General features: G+C 61.1%; 21 protein-coding genes. 8 read left to right on the forward strand and 13 right to left on the reverse strand.

The annotated features are described in order from the left end of the window. Positions 1-14: 14 nt before the first annotated feature. Positions 15-908: a LysR family transcriptional regulator gene (locus ACYYKW_RS21545; RefSeq protein WP_336355643.1), complete on the forward strand. Its 894-nt coding sequence runs from the start codon at positions 15-17 to the stop codon at positions 906-908. Here the strand turns inward: ACYYKW_RS21545 and ACYYKW_RS21550 are convergent. Further along, positions 896-1,852, reverse strand: coding sequence for a LysR family transcriptional regulator (locus ACYYKW_RS21550; RefSeq protein WP_464991104.1), 957 nt, complete (start codon positions 1,850-1,852; stop codon positions 896-898). The two genes, ACYYKW_RS21545 and ACYYKW_RS21550, sit on opposite strands and share 13 nt — an antisense overlap. Positions 1,853-1,967: 115 nt before the next feature. Between ACYYKW_RS21550 and ACYYKW_RS21555 the strand changes: the two genes are divergently transcribed. Further along, complete coding sequence (locus tag ACYYKW_RS21555) at positions 1,968-2,564, forward strand: NADPH-dependent F420 reductase (RefSeq protein ID WP_464991105.1); 597 nt, start codon at positions 1,968-1,970, stop codon at positions 2,562-2,564. Between the two features lie 26 nt (positions 2,565-2,590). Here the strand turns inward: ACYYKW_RS21555 and ACYYKW_RS21560 are convergent, their stop codons facing one another. Beyond that, positions 2,591-2,821, reverse strand: a complete 231-nt coding sequence (locus ACYYKW_RS21560; RefSeq protein WP_093101183.1) for a hypothetical protein — start codon at positions 2,819-2,821, stop codon at positions 2,591-2,593. A 207-nt stretch (positions 2,822-3,028) separates the two neighbouring features. Here ACYYKW_RS21560 and ACYYKW_RS21565 point away from each other — a divergent pair, with 207 nt between their 5' ends. Further along, positions 3,029-3,256: a PLD nuclease N-terminal domain-containing protein gene (locus tag ACYYKW_RS21565; RefSeq protein ID WP_090283861.1), complete on the forward strand. Its 228-nt coding sequence runs from the start codon at positions 3,029-3,031 to the stop codon at positions 3,254-3,256. Between the two features lie 59 nt (positions 3,257-3,315). On the opposite strand, the gene ACYYKW_RS21570 is transcribed toward ACYYKW_RS21565, so the two are convergent. Together ACYYKW_RS21570 and ACYYKW_RS21575 are read right to left on the reverse strand one after the other, a co-directional pair. Further along, on the reverse strand, positions 3,316-3,558 hold the full coding sequence (locus ACYYKW_RS21570) for a hypothetical protein (RefSeq protein WP_090283859.1): 243 nt from the start codon (positions 3,556-3,558) through the stop codon (positions 3,316-3,318). Then, positions 3,555-3,809, reverse strand: coding sequence for a DUF6555 family protein (locus ACYYKW_RS21575; RefSeq protein ID WP_090283857.1), 255 nt, complete (start codon positions 3,807-3,809; stop codon positions 3,555-3,557). Before ACYYKW_RS21575 ends, ACYYKW_RS21570 begins: the two co-directional genes overlap by 4 nt. Before the next feature lie 400 nt (positions 3,810-4,209). Here ACYYKW_RS21575 and ACYYKW_RS21580 point away from each other — a divergent pair, with 400 nt between their 5' ends. The 4 genes from ACYYKW_RS21580 (at position 4,210) to ACYYKW_RS21595 (ending at position 8,107) form a co-directional block, all read left to right on the forward strand. Then, on the forward strand, positions 4,210-5,385 hold the full coding sequence (locus tag ACYYKW_RS21580; RefSeq protein WP_464991106.1) for a zinc-dependent alcohol dehydrogenase: 1,176 nt from the start codon (positions 4,210-4,212) through the stop codon (positions 5,383-5,385). A 34-nt stretch (positions 5,386-5,419) separates the two neighbouring features. After that, the gene (locus tag ACYYKW_RS21585; RefSeq protein WP_157720699.1) at positions 5,420-5,572 is read left to right on the forward strand and encodes a hypothetical protein; all 153 of its coding nucleotides are present in this window, start codon (positions 5,420-5,422) and stop codon (positions 5,570-5,572) included. A 202-nt stretch (positions 5,573-5,774) separates the two neighbouring features. Then, a complete protein-coding gene (locus tag ACYYKW_RS21590) occupies positions 5,775-7,148 on the forward strand; it encodes an iron-containing redox enzyme family protein (protein WP_464991107.1) in 1,374 nt (457 codons plus the stop codon). A gap of 14 nt (positions 7,149-7,162) precedes the next feature. Further along, positions 7,163-8,107 (forward strand): methyltransferase, encoded by a 945-nt coding sequence (locus ACYYKW_RS21595; RefSeq protein ID WP_093101190.1) that lies wholly within the window; start codon positions 7,163-7,165, stop codon positions 8,105-8,107. 33 nt (positions 8,108-8,140) lie between these two features. On the opposite strand, the gene ACYYKW_RS21600 is transcribed toward ACYYKW_RS21595, so the two are convergent. The 9 genes from ACYYKW_RS21600 to tspO all read right to left on the reverse strand — a co-directional run bounded on the left by ACYYKW_RS21600 (position 8,141) and on the right by tspO (position 17,626). Beyond that, a complete protein-coding gene (locus ACYYKW_RS21600; protein WP_464991108.1) occupies positions 8,141-9,466 on the reverse strand; it encodes an SDR family oxidoreductase in 1,326 nt (441 codons plus the stop codon). Positions 9,467-9,554: 88 nt separating this feature from the next. Continuing rightward, entirely contained in the window at positions 9,555-9,944 is a 390-nt protein-coding gene (locus ACYYKW_RS21605; RefSeq protein WP_464991109.1) for a DUF1850 domain-containing protein, read from the reverse strand. Further along, positions 9,941-11,968 (reverse strand): TRAP transporter permease, encoded by a 2,028-nt coding sequence (locus ACYYKW_RS21610; protein ID WP_464991110.1) that lies wholly within the window; start codon positions 11,966-11,968, stop codon positions 9,941-9,943. Before ACYYKW_RS21610 ends, ACYYKW_RS21605 begins: the two co-directional genes overlap by 4 nt. A gap of 71 nt (positions 11,969-12,039) precedes the next feature. Next, positions 12,040-12,990 carry a TAXI family TRAP transporter solute-binding subunit gene (locus ACYYKW_RS21615; protein ID WP_464991111.1) on the reverse strand — a complete coding sequence of 317 codons (951 nt, stop codon included), beginning with the start codon at positions 12,988-12,990 and terminating at the stop codon, positions 12,040-12,042. Positions 12,991-13,059: 69 nt separating this feature from the next. Beyond that, positions 13,060-14,343: a C4-dicarboxylate TRAP transporter large permease protein DctM gene (dctM, locus tag ACYYKW_RS21620; protein WP_093101200.1), complete on the reverse strand. Its 1,284-nt coding sequence runs from the start codon at positions 14,341-14,343 to the stop codon at positions 13,060-13,062. After that, complete coding sequence (locus ACYYKW_RS21625) at positions 14,340-14,972, reverse strand: TRAP transporter small permease (RefSeq protein ID WP_464991112.1); 633 nt, start codon at positions 14,970-14,972, stop codon at positions 14,340-14,342. Before ACYYKW_RS21625 ends, dctM begins: the two co-directional genes overlap by 4 nt. A 62-nt stretch (positions 14,973-15,034) precedes the next feature. Next, positions 15,035-16,030, reverse strand: a complete 996-nt coding sequence (locus ACYYKW_RS21630) for a TRAP transporter substrate-binding protein (RefSeq protein WP_336355651.1) — start codon at positions 16,028-16,030, stop codon at positions 15,035-15,037. A gap of 199 nt (positions 16,031-16,229) precedes the next feature. Then, positions 16,230-17,186, reverse strand: coding sequence for an alpha/beta fold hydrolase (locus ACYYKW_RS21635; protein ID WP_464991113.1), 957 nt, complete (start codon positions 17,184-17,186; stop codon positions 16,230-16,232). After that, positions 17,183-17,626, reverse strand: a complete 444-nt coding sequence (gene tspO / locus ACYYKW_RS21640; RefSeq protein ID WP_464991114.1) for a tryptophan-rich sensory protein TspO — start codon at positions 17,624-17,626, stop codon at positions 17,183-17,185. Before tspO ends, ACYYKW_RS21635 begins: the two co-directional genes overlap by 4 nt. A gap of 155 nt (positions 17,627-17,781) precedes the next feature. Between tspO and ACYYKW_RS21645 the strand changes: the two genes are divergently transcribed. Next, positions 17,782-18,018 (forward strand): hypothetical protein, encoded by a 237-nt coding sequence (locus ACYYKW_RS21645; protein ID WP_464991115.1) that lies wholly within the window; start codon positions 17,782-17,784, stop codon positions 18,016-18,018. Positions 18,019-18,153 lie beyond the last annotated feature (135 nt).

The raw sequence follows: 18,153 nt of genomic DNA on the forward strand, positions 1-18,153 counted from the left end.
CGCAGGAATCACAAATGGACGTCGGTGGTCGATCAGGTGAAATGGACGTGTTCGTCACGGTGGCGCGCGAAGGCAGTCTGTCGGCCGCTGCGCGCGCATTGGGGCTGACACCGTCGGCAGTCAGCCGGATCATCGCGCGCACCGAGCAGCGTCTTGGCACGCGCCTGCTCTTGCGCACCACTCGGGCGCTCACGTTTACTGCCGAAGGCGAGGCGTTTCTGCGTGGCGCCCGGCGCATTCTGGCCGACATGGCCGAGGTCGAAGAGGCCATCGCCGATCAGGGCGTGCCGCGAGGCCGCTTGCGGGTCAGCGCCGCCCTCGTGCATGGGCGGCTGGCGATCGTACCGTTGGTTGCCGCCTTCAGCGCGCGTTACCCGAACATCGTGGTCGACCTTACCCTGGGCGATGAAGTCGTCGACATTCTCGGTGGCCAGGCCGACGTCGCGGTGCGTTTCGGGCATTTGCCGGACAGCCCATTGACCGCGCGCAGACTCGGCGTCACCGGTCAGGTGGTGGTGGCTTCGCCCGAATATCTTGAGCGCCACGGCACCCCGCAGGAACCGGAGGACTTGCTGCGGCACAACTGCCTGCGCTTCAACTTTCGCCGCGCCGAACCCAACTGGCCGTTCATTCGCGACGGCCAGGTGTTTTCCTTGAAGGTCAGCGGCAGCATCGAATGCAACAGCGGCGAAGCATTGGCGCAGCTCGCGCGGGGCGGCGCCGGTATCGCGCGGATCGGCGAGTTCAGCGTGAAAGAGGATCTGCAGCGTGGCGAGTTGATTTCATTGTTGGAAACCTGGAATCCGGGCGATGACGAGCCGATCCATGCGGTGTTCGTCGGCGGTCCGGCGATGCCAGCGCGAGTGCGTTTGTTCGTCGATTTTCTGCTGGAGCATTACCGGATGTGAGCACCGGTATGTGCGGACGATGGCCGGGCATCCAGTCGGGTTTGCCAGCGATCTGCGCGGGCACGCTCGACCAGAAAATCCACGAATGCCCGGGTCTTGGCCGGCAATAATTTCTGGCTGGAGAAATACAGGTAGATCTGCCCGGCGTCGACATGCCAGTCCGGCAAAACCCTCTCCAGCGTGCCGTCCTGCAGGTACGGCAACACATCCGGCACCGCCAGCAGCGCGACGCCCAAGCCCAGATGCGCGCACTGACACAACGCCTGCGGATCATTGACCAGCAAGCGTGGAGTGATCTCCAGTGGCGCGCGTTGCCCGTCGGGGCCCTGCAGCATCCAGCTGCGAATCTTGCCTGTCTGCACAGAGCGCATGGCCAGGTGATCGAGGGTCGGCAGTTGTTCCGGGCGCTCGATATGCCCGTGAACTGCCAGATATTGGCGCAACGCCACGAGGATCAGATGGGCCGGAGCGACGGCTCTGGCGACCACGCCCTGGGCCAGTTCGATGCCACCACCGATAGCTGCATCGAACCCTTCGGCAATGAGATCGACCTGCCGGTTGTCGACGTGCCATTCGGGAATCACCGCAGGATATAGCTCGAGAAAATCGGGCATCAGCGGCAGCAGAAAATCTTTGGCAAACCCCGGCGCCGCGCTCAGACGCAGAACGCCGGAAGGCGCTCCCACATTGCCAGCAACATCGGCAATCGCGGCTTGCACGCTGTCCAGTCCCGAAACGACATTGGCCAGAAAGCGCTCGCCCGCTTCCGTGAGGGTGAGTTTGCGGGTGCTGCGCTGAAACAGACGCACCCCCAGATTGCTTTCCAGTTGCGCGACATTACGGCTGACCGCGGCAGGACTCAGGCCCAGGCGTCGGGCAGCGGCGGAGAAGCTGCCGGACTCGGCGCTGCGAACGAACGACAGCAGATTGCCCAGCGTTTCCATACTTAAACCTTCAAGCATTGATTGAAAGTGATTCTAGTCAGCTCCCACTACTTGTGGAAGGTCAAAAAGCGTCTCATAGCCTCATCAACTTCACACATCAATACGAGGCTTCAACATGCACACGATCAGCATTATTGGCACCGGCGCCATCGGCTCGGCCATCGCACGATTGCTCGTCAACGCCGGTCTGCCGGTCAACATCGCCAACAGCCGTGGGCCGCAGAGCCTGACCGACCTGGCCAACGAGTTGGGGCCGCTGGCGCGGCCGGTGACAGCGCAGGAAGCCAGCCGGGCGGATATGGTTTTCCTCGCGGTGAACTGGACGAAAATCCCTGAGGCGGTTCGCGATCTGGGGTCATGGGACGGGCGCATTGTGATCGACACCAACAACCCGATCGAAGCGCCGCTGTTTCAGCCGGTCGATCTGCACGGCGTACCGTCCTCGCAAGTGATTGCGCAGCTACTGCCCGGCGCACACGTCGTCAAAGCCTTCAATCATCTGTTGGCGGCTTTGCTGAGTAACCCGGCCGCCGAAGGCGGCAAACGGGTACTGTTTTACTCTGGTGAACACGCTGCCAGCAAAGAGCGCGTCGCGGCGCTGATCGCCGACCTTGGCTTTTACGGCATCGATCTGGGCGGCGTGCAGCAGGGCCAACTGGCGCAGTTCCCCGGTGGCCCGTTACCGGCGCTGAATCTGGTCAAGCATGGCTGACGACAAGCCCGGGAAACCGGGCTTTTTTACGCCCAGATTGCGGTCTCGGTATTGATTTCGGCGACCAGCGTGGCGTTGAACTGCCTTTGCCGATGCAAGTCATCACGCATCTTGGTGAAGTTGAATCTTTTTGCGCCCAGCTCTTTCAGTACAAGGCCTGAAACCCGGTAAATGCCGCAGTCGGAACAGTCGACGAGCTGGCCGCCATGGGCCTCGTCGGTTTTCTGTGCGTTGAGTCCGCATAGGTAGCATTTCATGGTTGCTCTCCCGGTTTTGTGATGTTCAGGAGATCGTCCGGCCAAGACAGAAGTTTCATCAGCAAGCCCCAGATCGGGAATGGATTCGGATCTGCTGCACGGGCCGATTCAGCTTGGCAGATCACGGCTATCCGCCTTATGCAGGATTTTTTGAACGCTGATTTGATCGCGCAACCCAATGCATACCAGTCATTGGAGGAGTGCGCCATGAACGAGGCAACGAGTTACTTTTCGATAGCGGTCGCGGTGATCATTCTGCTGGTCGACCTGTGGGCGATTGTCAGTGTGTTTCGCAGCGAGAAAAGCGTTGGCACCAAAGCCGCATGGGCCATCGGCCTGATCGTGTTCCCGGTGTTGGGCCTGATCGTCTGGGGCATCGCCGGCCCGCGCGGGGTCAAGGAGGGGCCGTCATCGCCGGAACACAGCAAGGGCTGAACGGCACACCTGCAACACCCGTCGAAGGGCGGGTGTTGTTTTTTCAGCGTTTGCAACGGTCAGCTTCGCGAGCGTCTGCGCAACTGCATGAAGGCCTGATACGCCTCGGTGCGCTTGGCGTCGGCCACAGCCTTGGCCTGGTTGAAATGCTCCCACATCGCCGCATTGCGACTGCTCTCATCGAACAGTCGGTAGGCGATTTCCTCAAGGCGGTCCGCTTCGTAAAACAAGGCGTTGATCCGCGCCGGTTCGTCGTCCTCATCCTCAGTTGAAAAGCCAGCCGATGACGTCGTTGAAGTCATGATGAAGCCTCCGTCCACACCAAAGCGGTAGTCTCGCGCCATTTAACCTCGGTGATGCCAAACCGTTCTGCCTGCGGTTTCGAAATGACCTTCAGCGGTGGTCTCCCTGGTTTGGGAATCGGCGCAATACCCGCGTCACAACTCGCCCAATGCCACGCATCCGCGTTGCTCATGTTTTTGGCGCGGATGACAAACGACCGGGGTTGACCGTGAAGCAAGTATTCAATGGTGAAAATATCCGTACGACTCATGAGTTCCTCCTTAGGCTCATAGCCAAAGGAGTCGGGGGGCGTGGAAAAAATTCCAACGAGTTTACCGGTGGTCCGTGGAAGAAGATCAAAAGCCCCTCATCGGAACGCCGCCCGCCTAGCCCTCTCCCGGAGGGAGAGGGGACTGATCGCGGGGAATGCGAGAGCTACGGCAACGCGCAATACCGAGTCGTACGCAATCGCGAAACCCACCTCGATCGGCTCCCTCTCCTGGGGGAGAGGGCTGGGGTGAGGGGGTGAATCACCGCGAAACTAAAGTAGGGCATCCATCGTCATGTCGCCAAAAAACCCGACCATTAATCAGCCCACCCCAAACCCCGATGAAACCTTGCCGCCCACCCGCACCTCAACCCATAAACCCACCACCCAACGGGAGAAGACAATGAAAGCCATCGTCTTTCACGGTATCGGCGACATACGCTTGGACGACGTTCCGGACCCGACAATCCAGGCCCCGACCGACGCCATCGTCAGGCTCACCGCCTCAGCCATCTGCGGCACCGATTTGCACTTCATCCGCGGCAGCGCCCCCGACATGGAACCCGGCACCATCCTCGGCCACGAAGGCGTGGGCATCGTCGAAGCCCTGGGCAGTGACGTGCGCAATCTAAAGGTCGGCGACCGCGTGCTGATCCCGTCGACCATTGCCTGCGGCAACTGCGCCTACTGCCGTGCCGGTTATTTCGCCCAGTGCGACGTCGCCAACCCCAACGGCAAAACTGCCGGCACATCGTTCTTTGGCGGGCCGAAAACCACCGGCCCGTTCCACGGCCTGCAAGCCGAAAAAGCGCGTATTCCGTTCGCCAACATCGGTCTGATCAAACTCCCCGATGCCATCAGCGACGACCAGGCCATCGCCATGTCGGATATCTGGCCCACCGCCTGGTTTGGTGCGGAGATGGCCGAAATCAAAGACGGCGATACCGTCGCCGTGTTCGGCTGCGGCCCGGTCGGGCTGTTCGCTATCGTTAGCGCCAAACTGATGGGCGCTGGCCGCGTGTTCGCCATCGATGGCCTCGAAGATCGTCTTGCTCGGGCGCAGGCATTGGGCGCTGAGTGCATCAATTTCGAACAGGAAGACCCGCTTGAAACCATCGCCCGCCTGACCGGCGAGATTGGCGTGGATTGCGCCATCGATGCGGTCGGCATCGACGCTAATCACGCCCACCATGGCGCTCACGAACCGGCGCAATGGCAGCCGGGCGATGAGCCCTCGCAAGCCCTGCAATGGGCGGTGCAGGCGGTGGCCAAGGCCGGCACTGTGTCGATCATCGGCGTGTACCCGGCCGGGTTCGACAGCTTCCCGATCGGCGCGGCGATGAACAAGAACCTGCGCCTGAACATGGGCAACTGTCACCACCGCAAGTACATTCCCAAGCTGATCGAAATGACCTTGGCCGGTCGCGTCGACCCGGCCAAAGTCATCACACAGGACGAACCGCTGACCGATGCGATATCGGCGTTCAAGGCGTTCGATAAACATCAGCACGGCTGGATCAAGGTCAAGCTTGAACCCGGTGCCGATAGCGCCACCACCGCCGAACCGGCGACGGCGTAATCAACCTGTTCCCCAACCCCGTCAGGAGACACCCATGAAAACCCTCTGCGTATGCCTCGGTTTCTGCTCGATGTTGCTGCTGCAAGGCTGCTTCGAAGGCTCGAACGATGCGCCCAACAAGGAAGGCGACAAGAGCAAGGCTTCGTTGCAGATACAGCAAGGCGAGTCGGCCGAAGAGAAAAAGTAATCGCGCTTTTGCTCACGCGATTCGCCGCAAAAAGCCAGGAATTTACCTGGGCAGTTTGTGCTGTCCAGGCATTTTCCGCGGGCGAATGACGGCAGCAGTGAGGGATGTACCGTTGGCTCCGTCGCTGCGCTGAAAAAAGGAATTATTTTAACCGGCGGCGACTCTCTCGTTTATGAGCATGCATTTGATGAGGGGAGCTGCCATGACGCTGATCGACATCCCGATCAAGAAGTCTTCACAGAGGGCCGTGTTGCAACCGGTCTCTTATCACGATCTTTATGATCGGCTGTTGGCGGAAGATTCTGCGGTTGACCGGATTGCCTACGATCTGCTTCGCCAACAATTGCAGCTGGCCGCCGAGCTGCCGCTGGATCTGCCATCGGAGCCTGAGGCATTGGCGCAATGGTCGGAGGCGCACTGTGCCGATGTCGCGGCGCTATATGCGGAGTACCTGTCAGCGCGTCAGCAGGGTGCGGACCGGCGCTATTTTCGCAACAAGTCCCACGCGCTGTATTTCCTTCAGCATGTGGCGCCAACCAAAGAGGTCGACGGCGCCTGGCTGGCGGGCATTCCTGCGCACTGGCAGGACCAGCGTTTCGACTACCTGCTCGATACCTATCTCGAGGAGTTGGGCGACGGCCTCCCACGGCAGAACCATGTGGTGATCTACCGCAAGCTGCTGGCTGAACACGATTGCGCTGACCTGCAAGGTCTGGCCGATGAGTACTTTCTGCAGGGCGCCTTGCAACTGGCGCTGGGGCGTTTCGGCGATGAGTTTCTGCCGGAAGTCATCGGCTACAACCTTGGCTACGAACAGCCACCTCTGCACCTGTTGATCAGCTCGTACGAACTGGCCGAGCTGGGCATCGACCCGCAATATTTCCGCCTGCACGTGACCATCGATAATGCCAGCACCGGCCATGCGCGCAAGGCCGTGCAGGCGCTGTTGCGGCTGATCCCGGCAGGCCCGGAGCGCGACAATTTTTACCGGCGCATGACCGTCGGTTATCGCCTGAACGATCTGGGCAAGGGCTCGACGGCGGTCATTCAGGAGTTCGATCTGCAGCGCGCGGTGGTGTCGATGCTCGAACGCAAGGCAATCTTCGGCCAGCACATGCATTCCGACTATTGCCGGATCGAAGACCGCACCATCAACCAGTGGCTGGCGGCGCCGGGGCAGATGGCCGATTTCCTCGCGGCGCTGGAGCGCAAGAGTTGGATCAAGCGTGGCCAACCGGTTGAGCAAAGCCGTTTCTGGCGCCTGATCGAGGGCAGCGAAGCGGTGATGTTCGGGGTATTCAACGGTTACGAAAAACAATTGCTCAGCGACTGGATTACCGGTGACTGCCCGGACAACGCGCACCGGCCCTATGTCGCGCGCCGAGGCGCAGCAGCCGATGAACAAATCGAAATCGCTGATACCGAGCAGCGCACGCTGGAGAAGAGCCTGGAAAATCTGCCGCCTGTGGAACAGATGCACAAGCTGCAACCCTGGCTGCAACCGCAGCGGCACTGGCGTCCGGCCGGGCTGTTTGCGACCCGGCGTTTTATTCAATTGCGTGACCGTTTGCGTTGACCACAGGAGGCTGCATGTCGCTACAGGAAACTTCGGATCGAACGCTATTCGAATTGGGTAAACGCTTGCAGGACAGCGGTTATCGATTTATCACTCCGACACCGCTGACCCACGAACGGGTCTGTCAACGCTTCGCCAGCCCGCTGGCCAAGGACCTGCGCGATGTATTCGGGTGGTCAATGCCGTTTGCCAGCGAGCTGTTATCAGCGGATGAGCTGGGCAAGCTCGAGCAGGCGGGCATCATCGAGCAGCAAGGTTCGCTGTGGCGCAGCAACGTGCGCTGGTCGACGCTCAATGACCGCTTGTTTGTGCATTCGGCTTTTCCCACCACCGCCAACGATGCGGTGTTTTTCGGCCCCGATACCTATCGCTTCGCCCGCGCCATCCAGGCGCAGCTACAGCAACGCTTCGCTCCGATCAAACGTGCGGTGGACATTGGCTGCGGCAGCGGGGCAGGCGCGGTGATCATTGCCCGGGCGCGGCGCGAGGCTGAAGTGCTGGCCGTCGATATCAATCCGCAGGCGCTGCGCATGACCGCGGTCAACGCGGAACTCGCCGGGGCTGATAACGTCTCGGCGTACCACAGCGATCTGCTGGCCAGCGTTGAGGGCGAGTTCGATCTGATCATCGCCAATCCGCCGTACATGAACGATCAGCATCAGCGTGCCTATCGCCACGGTGGCGGGGCGCTGGGCGAAGGCCTGTCAGTGCGTATCGTGCGCGAAGCACTGCCGCGTCTGGCGCTCGGCGGGACGTTGCTGGTCTACACCGGCGTGGCGATTCAGGTCGGGCAGGATCCTTTCCTCGAAGCGATCAAACCGCTGGTGGCCGGTGGCAGGTATGCGTGGACTTATGAAGAGCTTGACCCGGACGTGTTCGGTGAAGAACTGGTCAAACCCGAATACGCCCTCGCCGAGCGCATCGCTGTGGTGGCGTTGACGGTAACCCGCGAGCAGTGACGCTTTATCGCGCCACCGCTCGCCGGAAGCTGGCTAGCGGTGGCGTCCGCGTGATCGATTGATCGCCAGGAGGCAGCCACCGACCAGCATCGCGGCGCCAGCCACCAGCAGCGGTGAGGGTCTTGTCGGCTGGCGCCAGCCGCCCTCGACGCGCCGCTCGCCGCTAGGGGGTGTGAACAAATTCCCCGACGACGTTTCAATGGCCGGACTGCGCTGGATGCCCCGGCGGGTCAGCCAGCCCGACAACTGCGAAAACCCCGGCAGCAGAAAGTGCGCCACGCGAGCGAGGGTTGCCGCACTGCCGACCGTCACCTGCGGTTTTGGCTTGAGCGCGCAATTGACCATTGCGCTCGCCACTTGCTGCGGATCATAAATCGGCGGTGGCGGCTTCAGCGCATGGCCGGTGTAGTTGGCGCCGTCGCGAAACCCCGGGGTATCGATGACTGCCGGATAGATGTTGCAGACATGAATATCCGGCTGGCCGACCAGTTCGCCGCGCAGGGCTTCGGTGAGACCGATCAAGCCATATTTGCTCGCCGAATACGCCGCCGCATACGGCTGCGCCACCCAACTGCCGAGCGACAGTGTGTTGATCAGAATCCCCTGTTGCTGCGCCTTGAAATAAGGCCACACGACGTAGGCGCCGCGCAGATAACCAAGCAGGTCGGTCTGCAGAACCTGTTCATGTACTTTCAGCGGCGTCTGCGCAAAATCGCCCACCGCCCCAACACCGGCATTGTTGATCCAGATATCGATACGGCCATTGCCAAATTCCGCCGCCTGCTCGGCCAGTTGTTGCATTTGCTCGTTGGAGGTGACATCGGTGCGCACCGCCAGCGCTTGTGCACCCCGCGCTGCGCACTCATCAACCACCTCGGCCAGCGCCTCGCCGTCACGCGCGGCCAGCACCAGCCGTGCATGCTCGTCGGCAAACGCATGCGCGGTCGCCCGGCCAATGCCGCTGGAGGCACCGGTGATGACCACCAGTTTGCCCGCCAGGCGCGGGCTGGCCACCGATTGCCTGGGCGAGGTCGTTTCAGGCGCCGGTGAAGGCGGGGCTTGCGTCACGCTTTCCGCTTCGTAGGGCACCGACTCAACCGCCAGGCGCAACCCGTCGTTCATCACCAGCGTCAGCGCTTCGATCCGTCCGACGACCCGGTCGGGATAGATCGGCTCGCCGTTGGGATCGAGCATGTCGTAGACAAACGTCTGGCCTTCGAGCCAACCGACCGCAGTCTGCAGTTCGGGGCCGAGGTAATACTTGCCGTCAAGGAAAAAGCCAGGAAACTGCGGCGCGCGCTCGACGCTGTCAATGCGATAGCGCTCACCCGGCTTCATACCGGTTTCAGGGGCGATCATAGGGAATTCCTCCTCCGTTGGTTCTGCGATAGAGAACGCTGGTGAACGCAGGGTTCCATGCAAAAGAGGAGCGGGCGCTGAATGACGATTATCCGGCGATCTCGCAGCTCCACAGCTCAATGAACGGTTGCGCGCTGGTCGGGGCGCCGACCCATTGACTCATCGATTGGCAGTCGCCCTCGAAGCACAACTGATAATCGCCCGCCTCAGGTGCGCGCCCCAGTTTCAGTGGTTGTTGGGGCGGCAAGCGGCGCTGGAAGTGCCAACTGCCGTTGTCCAGTCGTGCGTCATCGGGGATGTCCATGCCGGCACCGTTGCCGCGTACCCGCGCTTCTTGCAGCATCAGGCCTTCGGCGCTGACGCGGTAATCTTCTTCCCAGCGAATCTTCTCGATGCTGTGATTCCACGCCAGGGTGAAATGGCTCACCGGCAGTTGCGCCCAGAGGCTGCCGGCCAGCCCCAGGCACAAACCGATCATGCCGCCGCCAGCCCGGCGCGGCGGGATCGCCAGACGTGTTGGAACAGCACCAGAATGCCGAGGACGAAGCCGATCTCATCGGTCAGCGGCAGCGCGACGATCAGCAAAGCCCCCGCAGCGAAACTGAGCAAACGCTCCCACACTGCCATTTTGCGTTGCAGGAAACCCGTAGACGCGACACCCCACAGGCCGACCGCCAGAACGGTTTTCAGCAGCATGTAAGCGCTCATCCACAGATTGTCGCCTTGCAGCATCAACGCCGGGTTATAGACCGCCATGAACGGAATAATGAAACCGGCCAGCGCAATGCGCACCGCCCACAGGCTGATCTTGAAGCCGCTTTCCTTGGCGATTGGCGCAGCGGCAAAGCAGGCGAGCGCCACCGGTGGAGTGAGGTCGGCGAGGATGCCGAAATAGAACACGAACATATGCGACACAATCAGCGGCACACCCAGTTCCAGCAGCGCCGGGGCGGCAATCGAACTGGTGATGATGTAGTTGGGAATGGTCGGAATGCCCATGCCCAGCACCAGGCAGGTGATCATCGTCAGGATCAGCGACAGCAACAGGTTGTCGCGGCCGATGGCCAGAATGTAGCCGGCAAACGTCGACGCGACGCCAGTGAGCGAAACGATGCCGATGATCACCCCGACCAGCGCGCAGGCAATGCCCACCGGCACCGCGTGGCGTGCACCTTCGACCAATGCGTGCAGGCAGATCAGCAGGGTCTCCCGACCGCCCTTGATCAATGCGCAGACCAGCAACAGCACCGCCACGACGGCGAAAATCACCGCGATCCCCAGCTGAAAAAAGCCTGTGCACAGCACACCCAATGCGATCCAGAACGCACAACGCAGACCGAAGCTGTGCACCCTGAAAATGATCGCCGAGCCGAGAATCACAATCGCCGTCAAGGCCAGGCCGACCATCCCGGAAAACAGCGGCGTGCGCCCGGAAAACAACAGGTAAACCAGGACCAGCAGCGGGATCAGCAGGTACCAGCGCTCCTTGACCGCGCCGAACGCGCTGGGGCATTGCTCTTTGGGCAAGCCCTGCAGGTTGGAGCGTTTGGCTTCCAGATGGACCATCCAGAACACCGAACCGAAATACAGGATGGCCGGGATCAAGGCGGCCTTGGCGATTTCCACGAACGGCACGTTGATGGTTTCCGCCATGATGAACGCCACCGCGCCCATCACTGGCGGCATGATCTGGCTGCCCATGCTGGACGTGGCTTCGACGCCGCCGGCGAACGCCGCCCGGTAGCCGAAGCGTTTCATCAGCGGAATGGTGAATTGCCCGGTGGTCACCACGTTGGCGATCCCCGAACCGGTGATAGTTCCCATCAACGCCGACGAGGCCACAGCGACCTTGGCCGGCCCGCCCAGCTTGTGGCCGAACAGGCCCATGGCGAAATCGGTGAACAGCTTGATCATCCCGGCCTGTTCGAGAAACGCGCCAAACAGGATGAACAGAAAGATGTAGGTGGCCGACACGTAGGTCGGGGTGCCGTACAACCCTTCGGTGCCGAACGACAATTGATTGATGATCTGGTCGACGCCGTAGCCGCGGTGGGCCAGTTCGCCGGGCAGGTACTCCCCGAACAGGCCATAGACGAGGAACAAGCCACAGATGATCGGCAGCGCAATGCCCATTACCCGCCGCGCGGCTTCGAAGACCAGTGCAATCAGCACCACGCCAACGAGCATGTCGGTCGGCGTCAGGTCGCCGGAACGCTGGATCAGATCCGCTTCGAACACCCACTGATACAGCGCGGCGCCGATGCCTGCCAGGCTGAGGAGCCAGGCCAGTGGTTGCCAGGGGCGGCTCTGGCCGTAAGCCGGGTAGCTGAGAAAGACCACCCACAACAGGAAGCCGACGTGCACCGCGCGCAGCACCTGACTGGAGATCGGGGCAAAGGCTGCGGTGATGATCTGGAATATCGAAAACAGCAGCGCTACGTAAAACAGCGCTTTTGGCCAGTCCCGCGGGTTCGCGGAAATGCCGTGATGCTCATCGCTCATTGGCGGCTGCCTCATGACTACGCTGGAAGAAGCCAGTGGCGACGCTCGAATCGCCACTGGCCTTGGGGCGGTTACAACGCGCCTTTTTCCTGGTAGTAGCGCTCGGCACCGGGGTGCAGATTGATCGGCAGGTTTTTCGCCGCCGTCTCCAGCTTGATGTCCTTGGCGGCCGAATGAGAATTGCCCAGGCGCGGCAGGTTCTCGAACAGCAGTCGGGTCATTTGGTAAACGACCTCGTCGGGCAGGTCGGCGCGTGTCACCAGGATGTTGGTGATTGCCACGGTCGGCACGGCTTCGGCCTGACCGTCATAGGTGTTGGGCGGAATCATCGCGCTCTGATACGCCGGGTTGCCGATTTTGCTGACCACGTCAGGCGGGATGGCGATGTAGTTCAGTGGCATCACCGAAGACAGGTCGCGAATCGCCGCCATGCCCAATCCGGAGGATTGCAGTGTGGCGTCCAGTTGGCGGTTCTTGATCAACTCCACCGATTCGGCGAAGGGCAGGTATTGCACCTTGCCCATGTCCTCGTAGGTCAGGCCGGCGGCTTTGAAAATGGCCCGGGCGTTGAGTTCTGTTCCGGACTTGGGGGCGCCGACCGAGATGGTCTTGCCCTTGAGATCGGCGAGGCTCTTGATTCCCGATTCCTGGCTGGCGACGATCTGAATGTAATTCGGGTAGGCGCCACCGAGGGCGCGCAGTTTGGTCAGGGGCGCTTTGAAACCGGCGTCTTCCACGCCGTTTTTTGCATCCGCCACCGAATCGCCCAAGGCCAGCGCCAACTCGCCACGACCGGCCTGTAGCAGGTTGAGGTTCTCCACCGAGGCCTTGGTGGCCTGCACCGAAGTCTTCGAACCGGCAATGCCGTCGCTGTAGATCTGCGACAAGCCGACGCCGATCGGGTAATACACCCCGCTGGTGCCTCCGGTCAGGATATTGATGAACACCGGCGCGGCCTGTGCCGCGCTGCTCAATGCCAGGGTGGCGGCGGCCAACAGGGCAAAGCGTGTTTTGACTCGCATGGGCAATCTCTCCGTCTTGTTATGGTTGTCAGCAGAGTGTTTTAGCGCTGCACGGCACGGGTGCGGGCATCAGCTCATCCCCAGCCAGGTCGGCAATACCAGTGAAATCCACGGTACGTAGGTAATCAATATAAGGAACAGCAGCAAAATCATCAGCCAGGGCATCGCCGCCCGGATGGTCGCGGGCAAGGACATGCCGGTCACCGCCGAAGTGACAAACAGGTTCAGGCCAACCGGTGGCGTGATCAGGCCGATTTCCAGGTTGACCACCATGATGATGCCCAGGTGAATCGGGTCGATGCCCAGTTTCATGGCGATGGGGAACAGAATCGGCGCCAGAATCAGGATGATCGCCGACGGCTCCATGAACGCACCGGCAATCAGCAGCACAATGTTGACCACCAAAAGGAACGTGACCGGGGTCAGGCCGGCTTCGATCACCCAGGCGGTGATCTGCTGCGGCAGTTGTTCGGTGGTCAGCACATGGGCGAAGAGCATGGCGTTGGCGATGATGAACATCAGCATGATGCTCAGCTTGGCTGACTCGAGCAGCACTTTAGGCGTCTCGCGAAACGTCAGGTCCTTGTAGACGAACAACGCAATGAACGCCGAGTAGACCGCTGCCACGGCCGCCGCCTCGGTGGGGGTGAACATTCCGGAATAAATGCCACCGAGGATGATCACCATCAGCAACAGGCCCCAGATGGCCTGGCGCGCCGTGGCGAGAAATTCACGCAGCGTGGCGCGGGGCAGGGCGGGCAGGTTCTTTTTCACTGCGACGATGTAGATCGCCACCATCAACGCGGTGCCCAACAGCAGGCCCGGTATCACCCCGGCCATGAACAGCTTGCCGACCGAGGTTTCGGTGGCGGCGGCATACACCACCATCACGATCGACGGCGGAATCAGAATGCCCAGCGTCCCGGCGTTGCAGATGATCCCTGCCCCGAAGGCCTGCGGATAACCGGAACGGACCATGCCGGCGATGGCGATCGAGCCCACCGCTGCCACGGTCGCCGGGCTTGAGCCGGAGAGGGCGGCAAACAGCATGCACGCCAGCACCGCCGCGATGGCCAGGCCGCCGCGAATGTGCCCGACACAGGCATTGGCGAAGTCGATCAGGCGACGGGCAACCCCGCCGGTGGTCATGAACGCGCCGGCGAGCAGAAAAAACGGAATCGCCAGCAGGGTGTAATGCTCCGAGGTCTCGAACAGCTTGATCGCCAGCGAACGTACGGAATCGGGACTGAAGAAAATGATCGTCAACGACCCGGCCAGGCCGAGGGAAATGGCGATGGGCACCCCAATGAACATCAAAGCGAAAAGCGCGACGAACAGGAAGGCGATGGTCATGGCTTGTCACCCTCGTGCTCGGCGAGTTTCAGCGCGTCGGCGGCTTCATCGGCCAGGCCCAGTCCGGTCTGACAGTTGCGCAGTATGCGCACGAGGATTTCGGCAAAACGGATGAAAATCAGCGCGAAACCCACCGGCACGATCAGCCCGATATGCCATTGCATGATGCCGAAGTGGCCGAGATCTTCGGCACCGATGTCGGCGTTCATCAAGGTCGCGATCCATTCCAGACTGGCAATGCATAGCACCCCGGCATAGGCCAGGCAGCACAGGCAGGCGAGTATGCCGATGTATTTCTGCACCGAACGACGGGCCAGTTTGACCAGCGCATCAACGCCGATGTGCCCGGCCGTGCGCACGCCATAGGCCAGGCCGAAAAAGATCAGCCAGCCAAACAGTGCCTTGGTCAGGGCGGTGCTCCAGGTCATCGCCTGCGCCATTCCCATGATGCCGTCGCCGATGGCGAACAACGGGGAGCTTGCCGCAGGCCATTGATCGGCAAGCCAGTAAAACAGGCTGTAGAAGTTGTTGAGGATCACGTAAACGAACGTGACCAGCGTCATCGCAGCCAGGAGGAAGACGATAAAACCTTCCTCGAAGTGTTCCCAGATTCGCCGAAGCGCTTTCATGGCGGGCATCTCACGTCGAGTCAAGACTGGCAGGCGCCGCCCCGGCAGCGCCTGCCATGCGATTACTGAGCCTTGTTGACGGCTTCGGCGGCGGAGATCAGGTCAGGGCCGATATCGGCCTCGAACTTCTTCCACACCGGTTTCATCGCTTCGCGCCACTGCTCGCGTTCTTCAGGCGTGAGGGTAATGATTTCCGTGGTTTTGGCAGCGAGGATGCGCTGTTTGTCGCTCTCGTTTAGCTGCTGCGCCTCCTTGTTCACATGGGCGGTGACTTCGACGACGATCTTGTCGAGTTCGCTGCGCACGTCAGGTGGCAGGCCGTTCCAGAATTTGGTGTTGGTGATCAGCATGTAATCCAGCACACCGTGATTGGATTCGGTGATGAATTTCTGCACCTCGTGCATCTTCTGGCTGTAGATATTCGAGTAGGGGTTTTCCGCACCGTTGACCACGCCGGTCTGCAAGCCCTGGTACACCTCGGCGAAGCTCATCTTGCGCGGGTTGGCACGCACGGCCTTGAACTGTTCTTCGAGCACGGCAGAGGCCTGCACGCGGAATTTCAGGCCACGGGCGTCGGCAGGCACACGCAGCGCCTTGTTGGCCGACAGTTGCTTCATCCCGTTGTGCCAATAGGCCAGACCGGTGATGTTCTTGCTTTCCATCGACTTGAGCAGCCCCTGACCCTGCGGGCTCAGCTGGAAGCGGTCGACGGCGTTGATGTCGTTGAACAGGAAGGGAAGGTCGAACAGCTGCAGGCTCTTGGTGTATTGCTCGAACTTGGCCAGCGACGGCGCAATCATCTGCACATCGCCCAACAGCAGCGCCTCCATTTCCTTGCCGTCGCCAAACAGCGAGGAGTTGGGATAGACCTCGACCTTGACCTTGCCCGGCAGGCGTTCCTCCACCAGTTTCTTGAACAGCAAGGCGCCCTGGCCTTTGGGTGTCTGGTCGGCGACGACGTGCGAGAACTTGATGATCACCGGATCGGCCGCCATGGCCGGGCTCATTGTGCCTAACGCCAACGCGCAGGCCAGCGCGGTATACAGGGATCTGAGCATCTACGGATTTCCTCTTGTTTTTGTTTTCGGATGGCTTGATGCATTGAGTGCATGCGCAGGCCGGAACAAAAACAAGTCTAGGCAGAAAATCAGCGGTTGGCGGGTGAACACCGGCAATTTGAGGAAAACGGGTATTGCAGGCTGTTTCAAGGGGGTAAAAGCGATGCGCGAGTACCCAACCTTCACTGAAGCCGCGTCATCACGTCTTAGCGCTCTCGACACGTTTCGAGATCCACTGCCGACTGTAAGCCAGCACGCCCTGAGCGATGGCCGTCGGAAAATGAATGAACCCGTGGGGCGACGCCGGTAATACATGCAGCTCAACCGGCGCCGAGGGCTGCCAGCGCTCGGCGATCAGCAGCGTATCGTCAAGCAGCGGGTCGAGTTCACCGGCAAACAGCAATGCCGGGGGCAGGTCGCTGAAGTCGCCATACAGCGGCGACAACGGTGGCTGGCGGCGTTGTGTATCGTTCAGATCGGGGGTCAGCAGGCGCAACGCGTCGACCATGCCGGGACCGTCGAGCACCAGTGTCTCGGCCGGCGCGTTGCGTACGCTGGGTGTGCCGGTCAGGTCGTAGACGCCGTAATACAGCAGTGCACCTTGAATGCGTCGAAGCAATTCGGGCGATGCTTTCAATGCGAGCAACGTTGCGACGGCCAGATGGGCGCCGGCCGATTCGCCGACCACCACCACGGGCAATCCGGCGAACTCGGCGTCATTCAGCACCCCGCGCGCGGCGCGCAAGCAATCGTCCAGCAGATCTTCGACCGGGGCTGAAACGGCCAAGCGGTAATCGACCGAGACCACCGCCACCTCGCACTGATTGACGATGGCGGTGTTGAAGTTGTCGTTCATCTGCGCGTTGCCGATGACCCAGCCGCCGCCGTGAAAATCCAGAACCACGCCGCGCGGTTGGCCTTTGGGCCGGATGATCCGCACGGGCACGGTGTCGAGGATTTTTAGCTCGGCGGTCAAATCCCGCTCGCGTAGCTTTCTCGCGCCGCCGACCTGACTGACGCGCAGCAGCGCCTGGATCAGGCGCGGCGTCAGGCGGTTGCGGATCTTGAAGCGCGGCAGCCAGGCGAGCTTGCGGTTGAACGCGCGCACTTGCGCCAGCTCACGCTCACCTTGCGGCCAAGGCGCAGGGGCCGTCATGTGCGGTTCTTCAGCAGGATAGAGAAGTTCAGTGCCGCGGCGACGCACAGCCAGGCCAGATACGGGAAGAGGATCAGCCCGGTGATCAGGTCCAGTTGCAACGCCATCACCACCATCGCCGCGACGACTAGCCACAGCAGCGTGAGGATGACCATCGCCGCCAACACTTGATGCGCGCCGAAGAACACCGGCGTCCACAGTGTGTTCAAGGCGATTTGCGCGGCCCACAGGGCGAGCACGGTCTGGCTGCCGGGGATCAGGCTCAAGCGATAGCCGGCCCAGGCCAGCAGCAGATAAATGATCGTCCAGGCCACCGGAAACGCCCAGTTGGGCGGGGTGAAGCCGGGTTTGTTCAGGCCTTCGTACCACGCGCCCGGTTTGAACATGACGCCGGTGGTTGCCGCTGCTGCGCAGGCCAGAAGGAAGATGAAGAAGGTCATTGCCAGTCCTTAGCTGTGATCAGCTTTTCGGGAAGTGTATGCAAGGGACGCCCGGCGCCGCGAAAAGTTTGCCCGGCAAGCGATGCGGTTGAACTAATAAGCTGACCGGTCGGTCAGGGTATGCAGTTGTTTTGATTTTCTTCGAGGATGAGACGATGGCTGTTTTTGTTTTGGAGTATCGCTTCAATGGTGAGCCGCGCAGTTATGAGCTTGAGTTGAAGCAGGTGCAACTGGCTGAGCATGAGGCGGCGATGCATTTGTTGCAGTTGCATTTGGGGGATGCGGAGAACAGTCTGCTCATGCCGTCGGCGGATTCGACGCCGGAGCAGGTGATGGAGCAGGCGGAGCGGGTGGGGCTGACGAATATTCAGGTGGGTAATCGAAAGGGTTGATCTTCGCGCTGGGTACATATCCATTGCTTCGGGTGCTGCGGCTGGCGGTTTCGCCCTTACGGCGAGTCCCTTTTTCAGACGCCAAAAAGGAACCAAAAGGCTTTGCTCCTGCGTTCGGCCCTCGCAGGCTCGGGT

The sequence above is a fragment of the Pseudomonas sp. 15C genome, assembly GCF_055484735.1.

Excerpts from the sequence above, each read along its gene's own strand:
- ACYYKW_RS21545 (WP_336355643.1), top strand. The coding sequence starts at position 15 with ATGGACGTCGGTGGTCGATCAGGTGAAATGGACGTGTTCGTCACGGTG.
- ACYYKW_RS21550 (WP_464991104.1), bottom strand. The coding sequence starts at position 1,852 with ATGGAAACGCTGGGCAATCTGCTGTCGTTCGTTCGCAGCGCCGAGTCC.
- ACYYKW_RS21555 (WP_464991105.1), top strand. The coding sequence starts at position 1,968 with ATGCACACGATCAGCATTATTGGCACCGGCGCCATCGGCTCGGCCATC.
- ACYYKW_RS21560 (WP_093101183.1), bottom strand. The coding sequence starts at position 2,821 with ATGAAATGCTACCTATGCGGACTCAACGCACAGAAAACCGACGAGGCC.
- ACYYKW_RS21565 (WP_090283861.1), top strand. The coding sequence starts at position 3,029 with ATGAACGAGGCAACGAGTTACTTTTCGATAGCGGTCGCGGTGATCATT.
- ACYYKW_RS21570 (WP_090283859.1), bottom strand. The coding sequence starts at position 3,558 with ATGACTTCAACGACGTCATCGGCTGGCTTTTCAACTGAGGATGAGGAC.
- ACYYKW_RS21575 (WP_090283857.1), bottom strand. The coding sequence starts at position 3,809 with ATGAGTCGTACGGATATTTTCACCATTGAATACTTGCTTCACGGTCAA.
- ACYYKW_RS21580 (WP_464991106.1), top strand. The coding sequence starts at position 4,210 with ATGAAAGCCATCGTCTTTCACGGTATCGGCGACATACGCTTGGACGAC.
- ACYYKW_RS21585 (WP_157720699.1), top strand. The coding sequence starts at position 5,420 with ATGAAAACCCTCTGCGTATGCCTCGGTTTCTGCTCGATGTTGCTGCTG.
- ACYYKW_RS21590 (WP_464991107.1), top strand. The coding sequence starts at position 5,775 with ATGACGCTGATCGACATCCCGATCAAGAAGTCTTCACAGAGGGCCGTG.
- ACYYKW_RS21595 (WP_093101190.1), top strand. The coding sequence starts at position 7,163 with ATGTCGCTACAGGAAACTTCGGATCGAACGCTATTCGAATTGGGTAAA.
- ACYYKW_RS21600 (WP_464991108.1), bottom strand. The coding sequence starts at position 9,466 with ATGATCGCCCCTGAAACCGGTATGAAGCCGGGTGAGCGCTATCGCATT.
- ACYYKW_RS21605 (WP_464991109.1), bottom strand. The coding sequence starts at position 9,944 with ATGATCGGTTTGTGCCTGGGGCTGGCCGGCAGCCTCTGGGCGCAACTG.
- ACYYKW_RS21610 (WP_464991110.1), bottom strand. The coding sequence starts at position 11,968 with ATGAGCGATGAGCATCACGGCATTTCCGCGAACCCGCGGGACTGGCCA.
- ACYYKW_RS21615 (WP_464991111.1), bottom strand. The coding sequence starts at position 12,990 with ATGCGAGTCAAAACACGCTTTGCCCTGTTGGCCGCCGCCACCCTGGCA.
- dctM (WP_093101200.1), bottom strand. The coding sequence starts at position 14,343 with ATGACCATCGCCTTCCTGTTCGTCGCGCTTTTCGCTTTGATGTTCATT.
- ACYYKW_RS21625 (WP_464991112.1), bottom strand. The coding sequence starts at position 14,972 with ATGAAAGCGCTTCGGCGAATCTGGGAACACTTCGAGGAAGGTTTTATC.
- ACYYKW_RS21630 (WP_336355651.1), bottom strand. The coding sequence starts at position 16,030 with ATGCTCAGATCCCTGTATACCGCGCTGGCCTGCGCGTTGGCGTTAGGC.
- ACYYKW_RS21635 (WP_464991113.1), bottom strand. The coding sequence starts at position 17,186 with ATGACGGCCCCTGCGCCTTGGCCGCAAGGTGAGCGTGAGCTGGCGCAA.
- tspO (WP_464991114.1), bottom strand. The coding sequence starts at position 17,626 with ATGACCTTCTTCATCTTCCTTCTGGCCTGCGCAGCAGCGGCAACCACC.
- ACYYKW_RS21645 (WP_464991115.1), top strand. The coding sequence starts at position 17,782 with ATGGCTGTTTTTGTTTTGGAGTATCGCTTCAATGGTGAGCCGCGCAGT.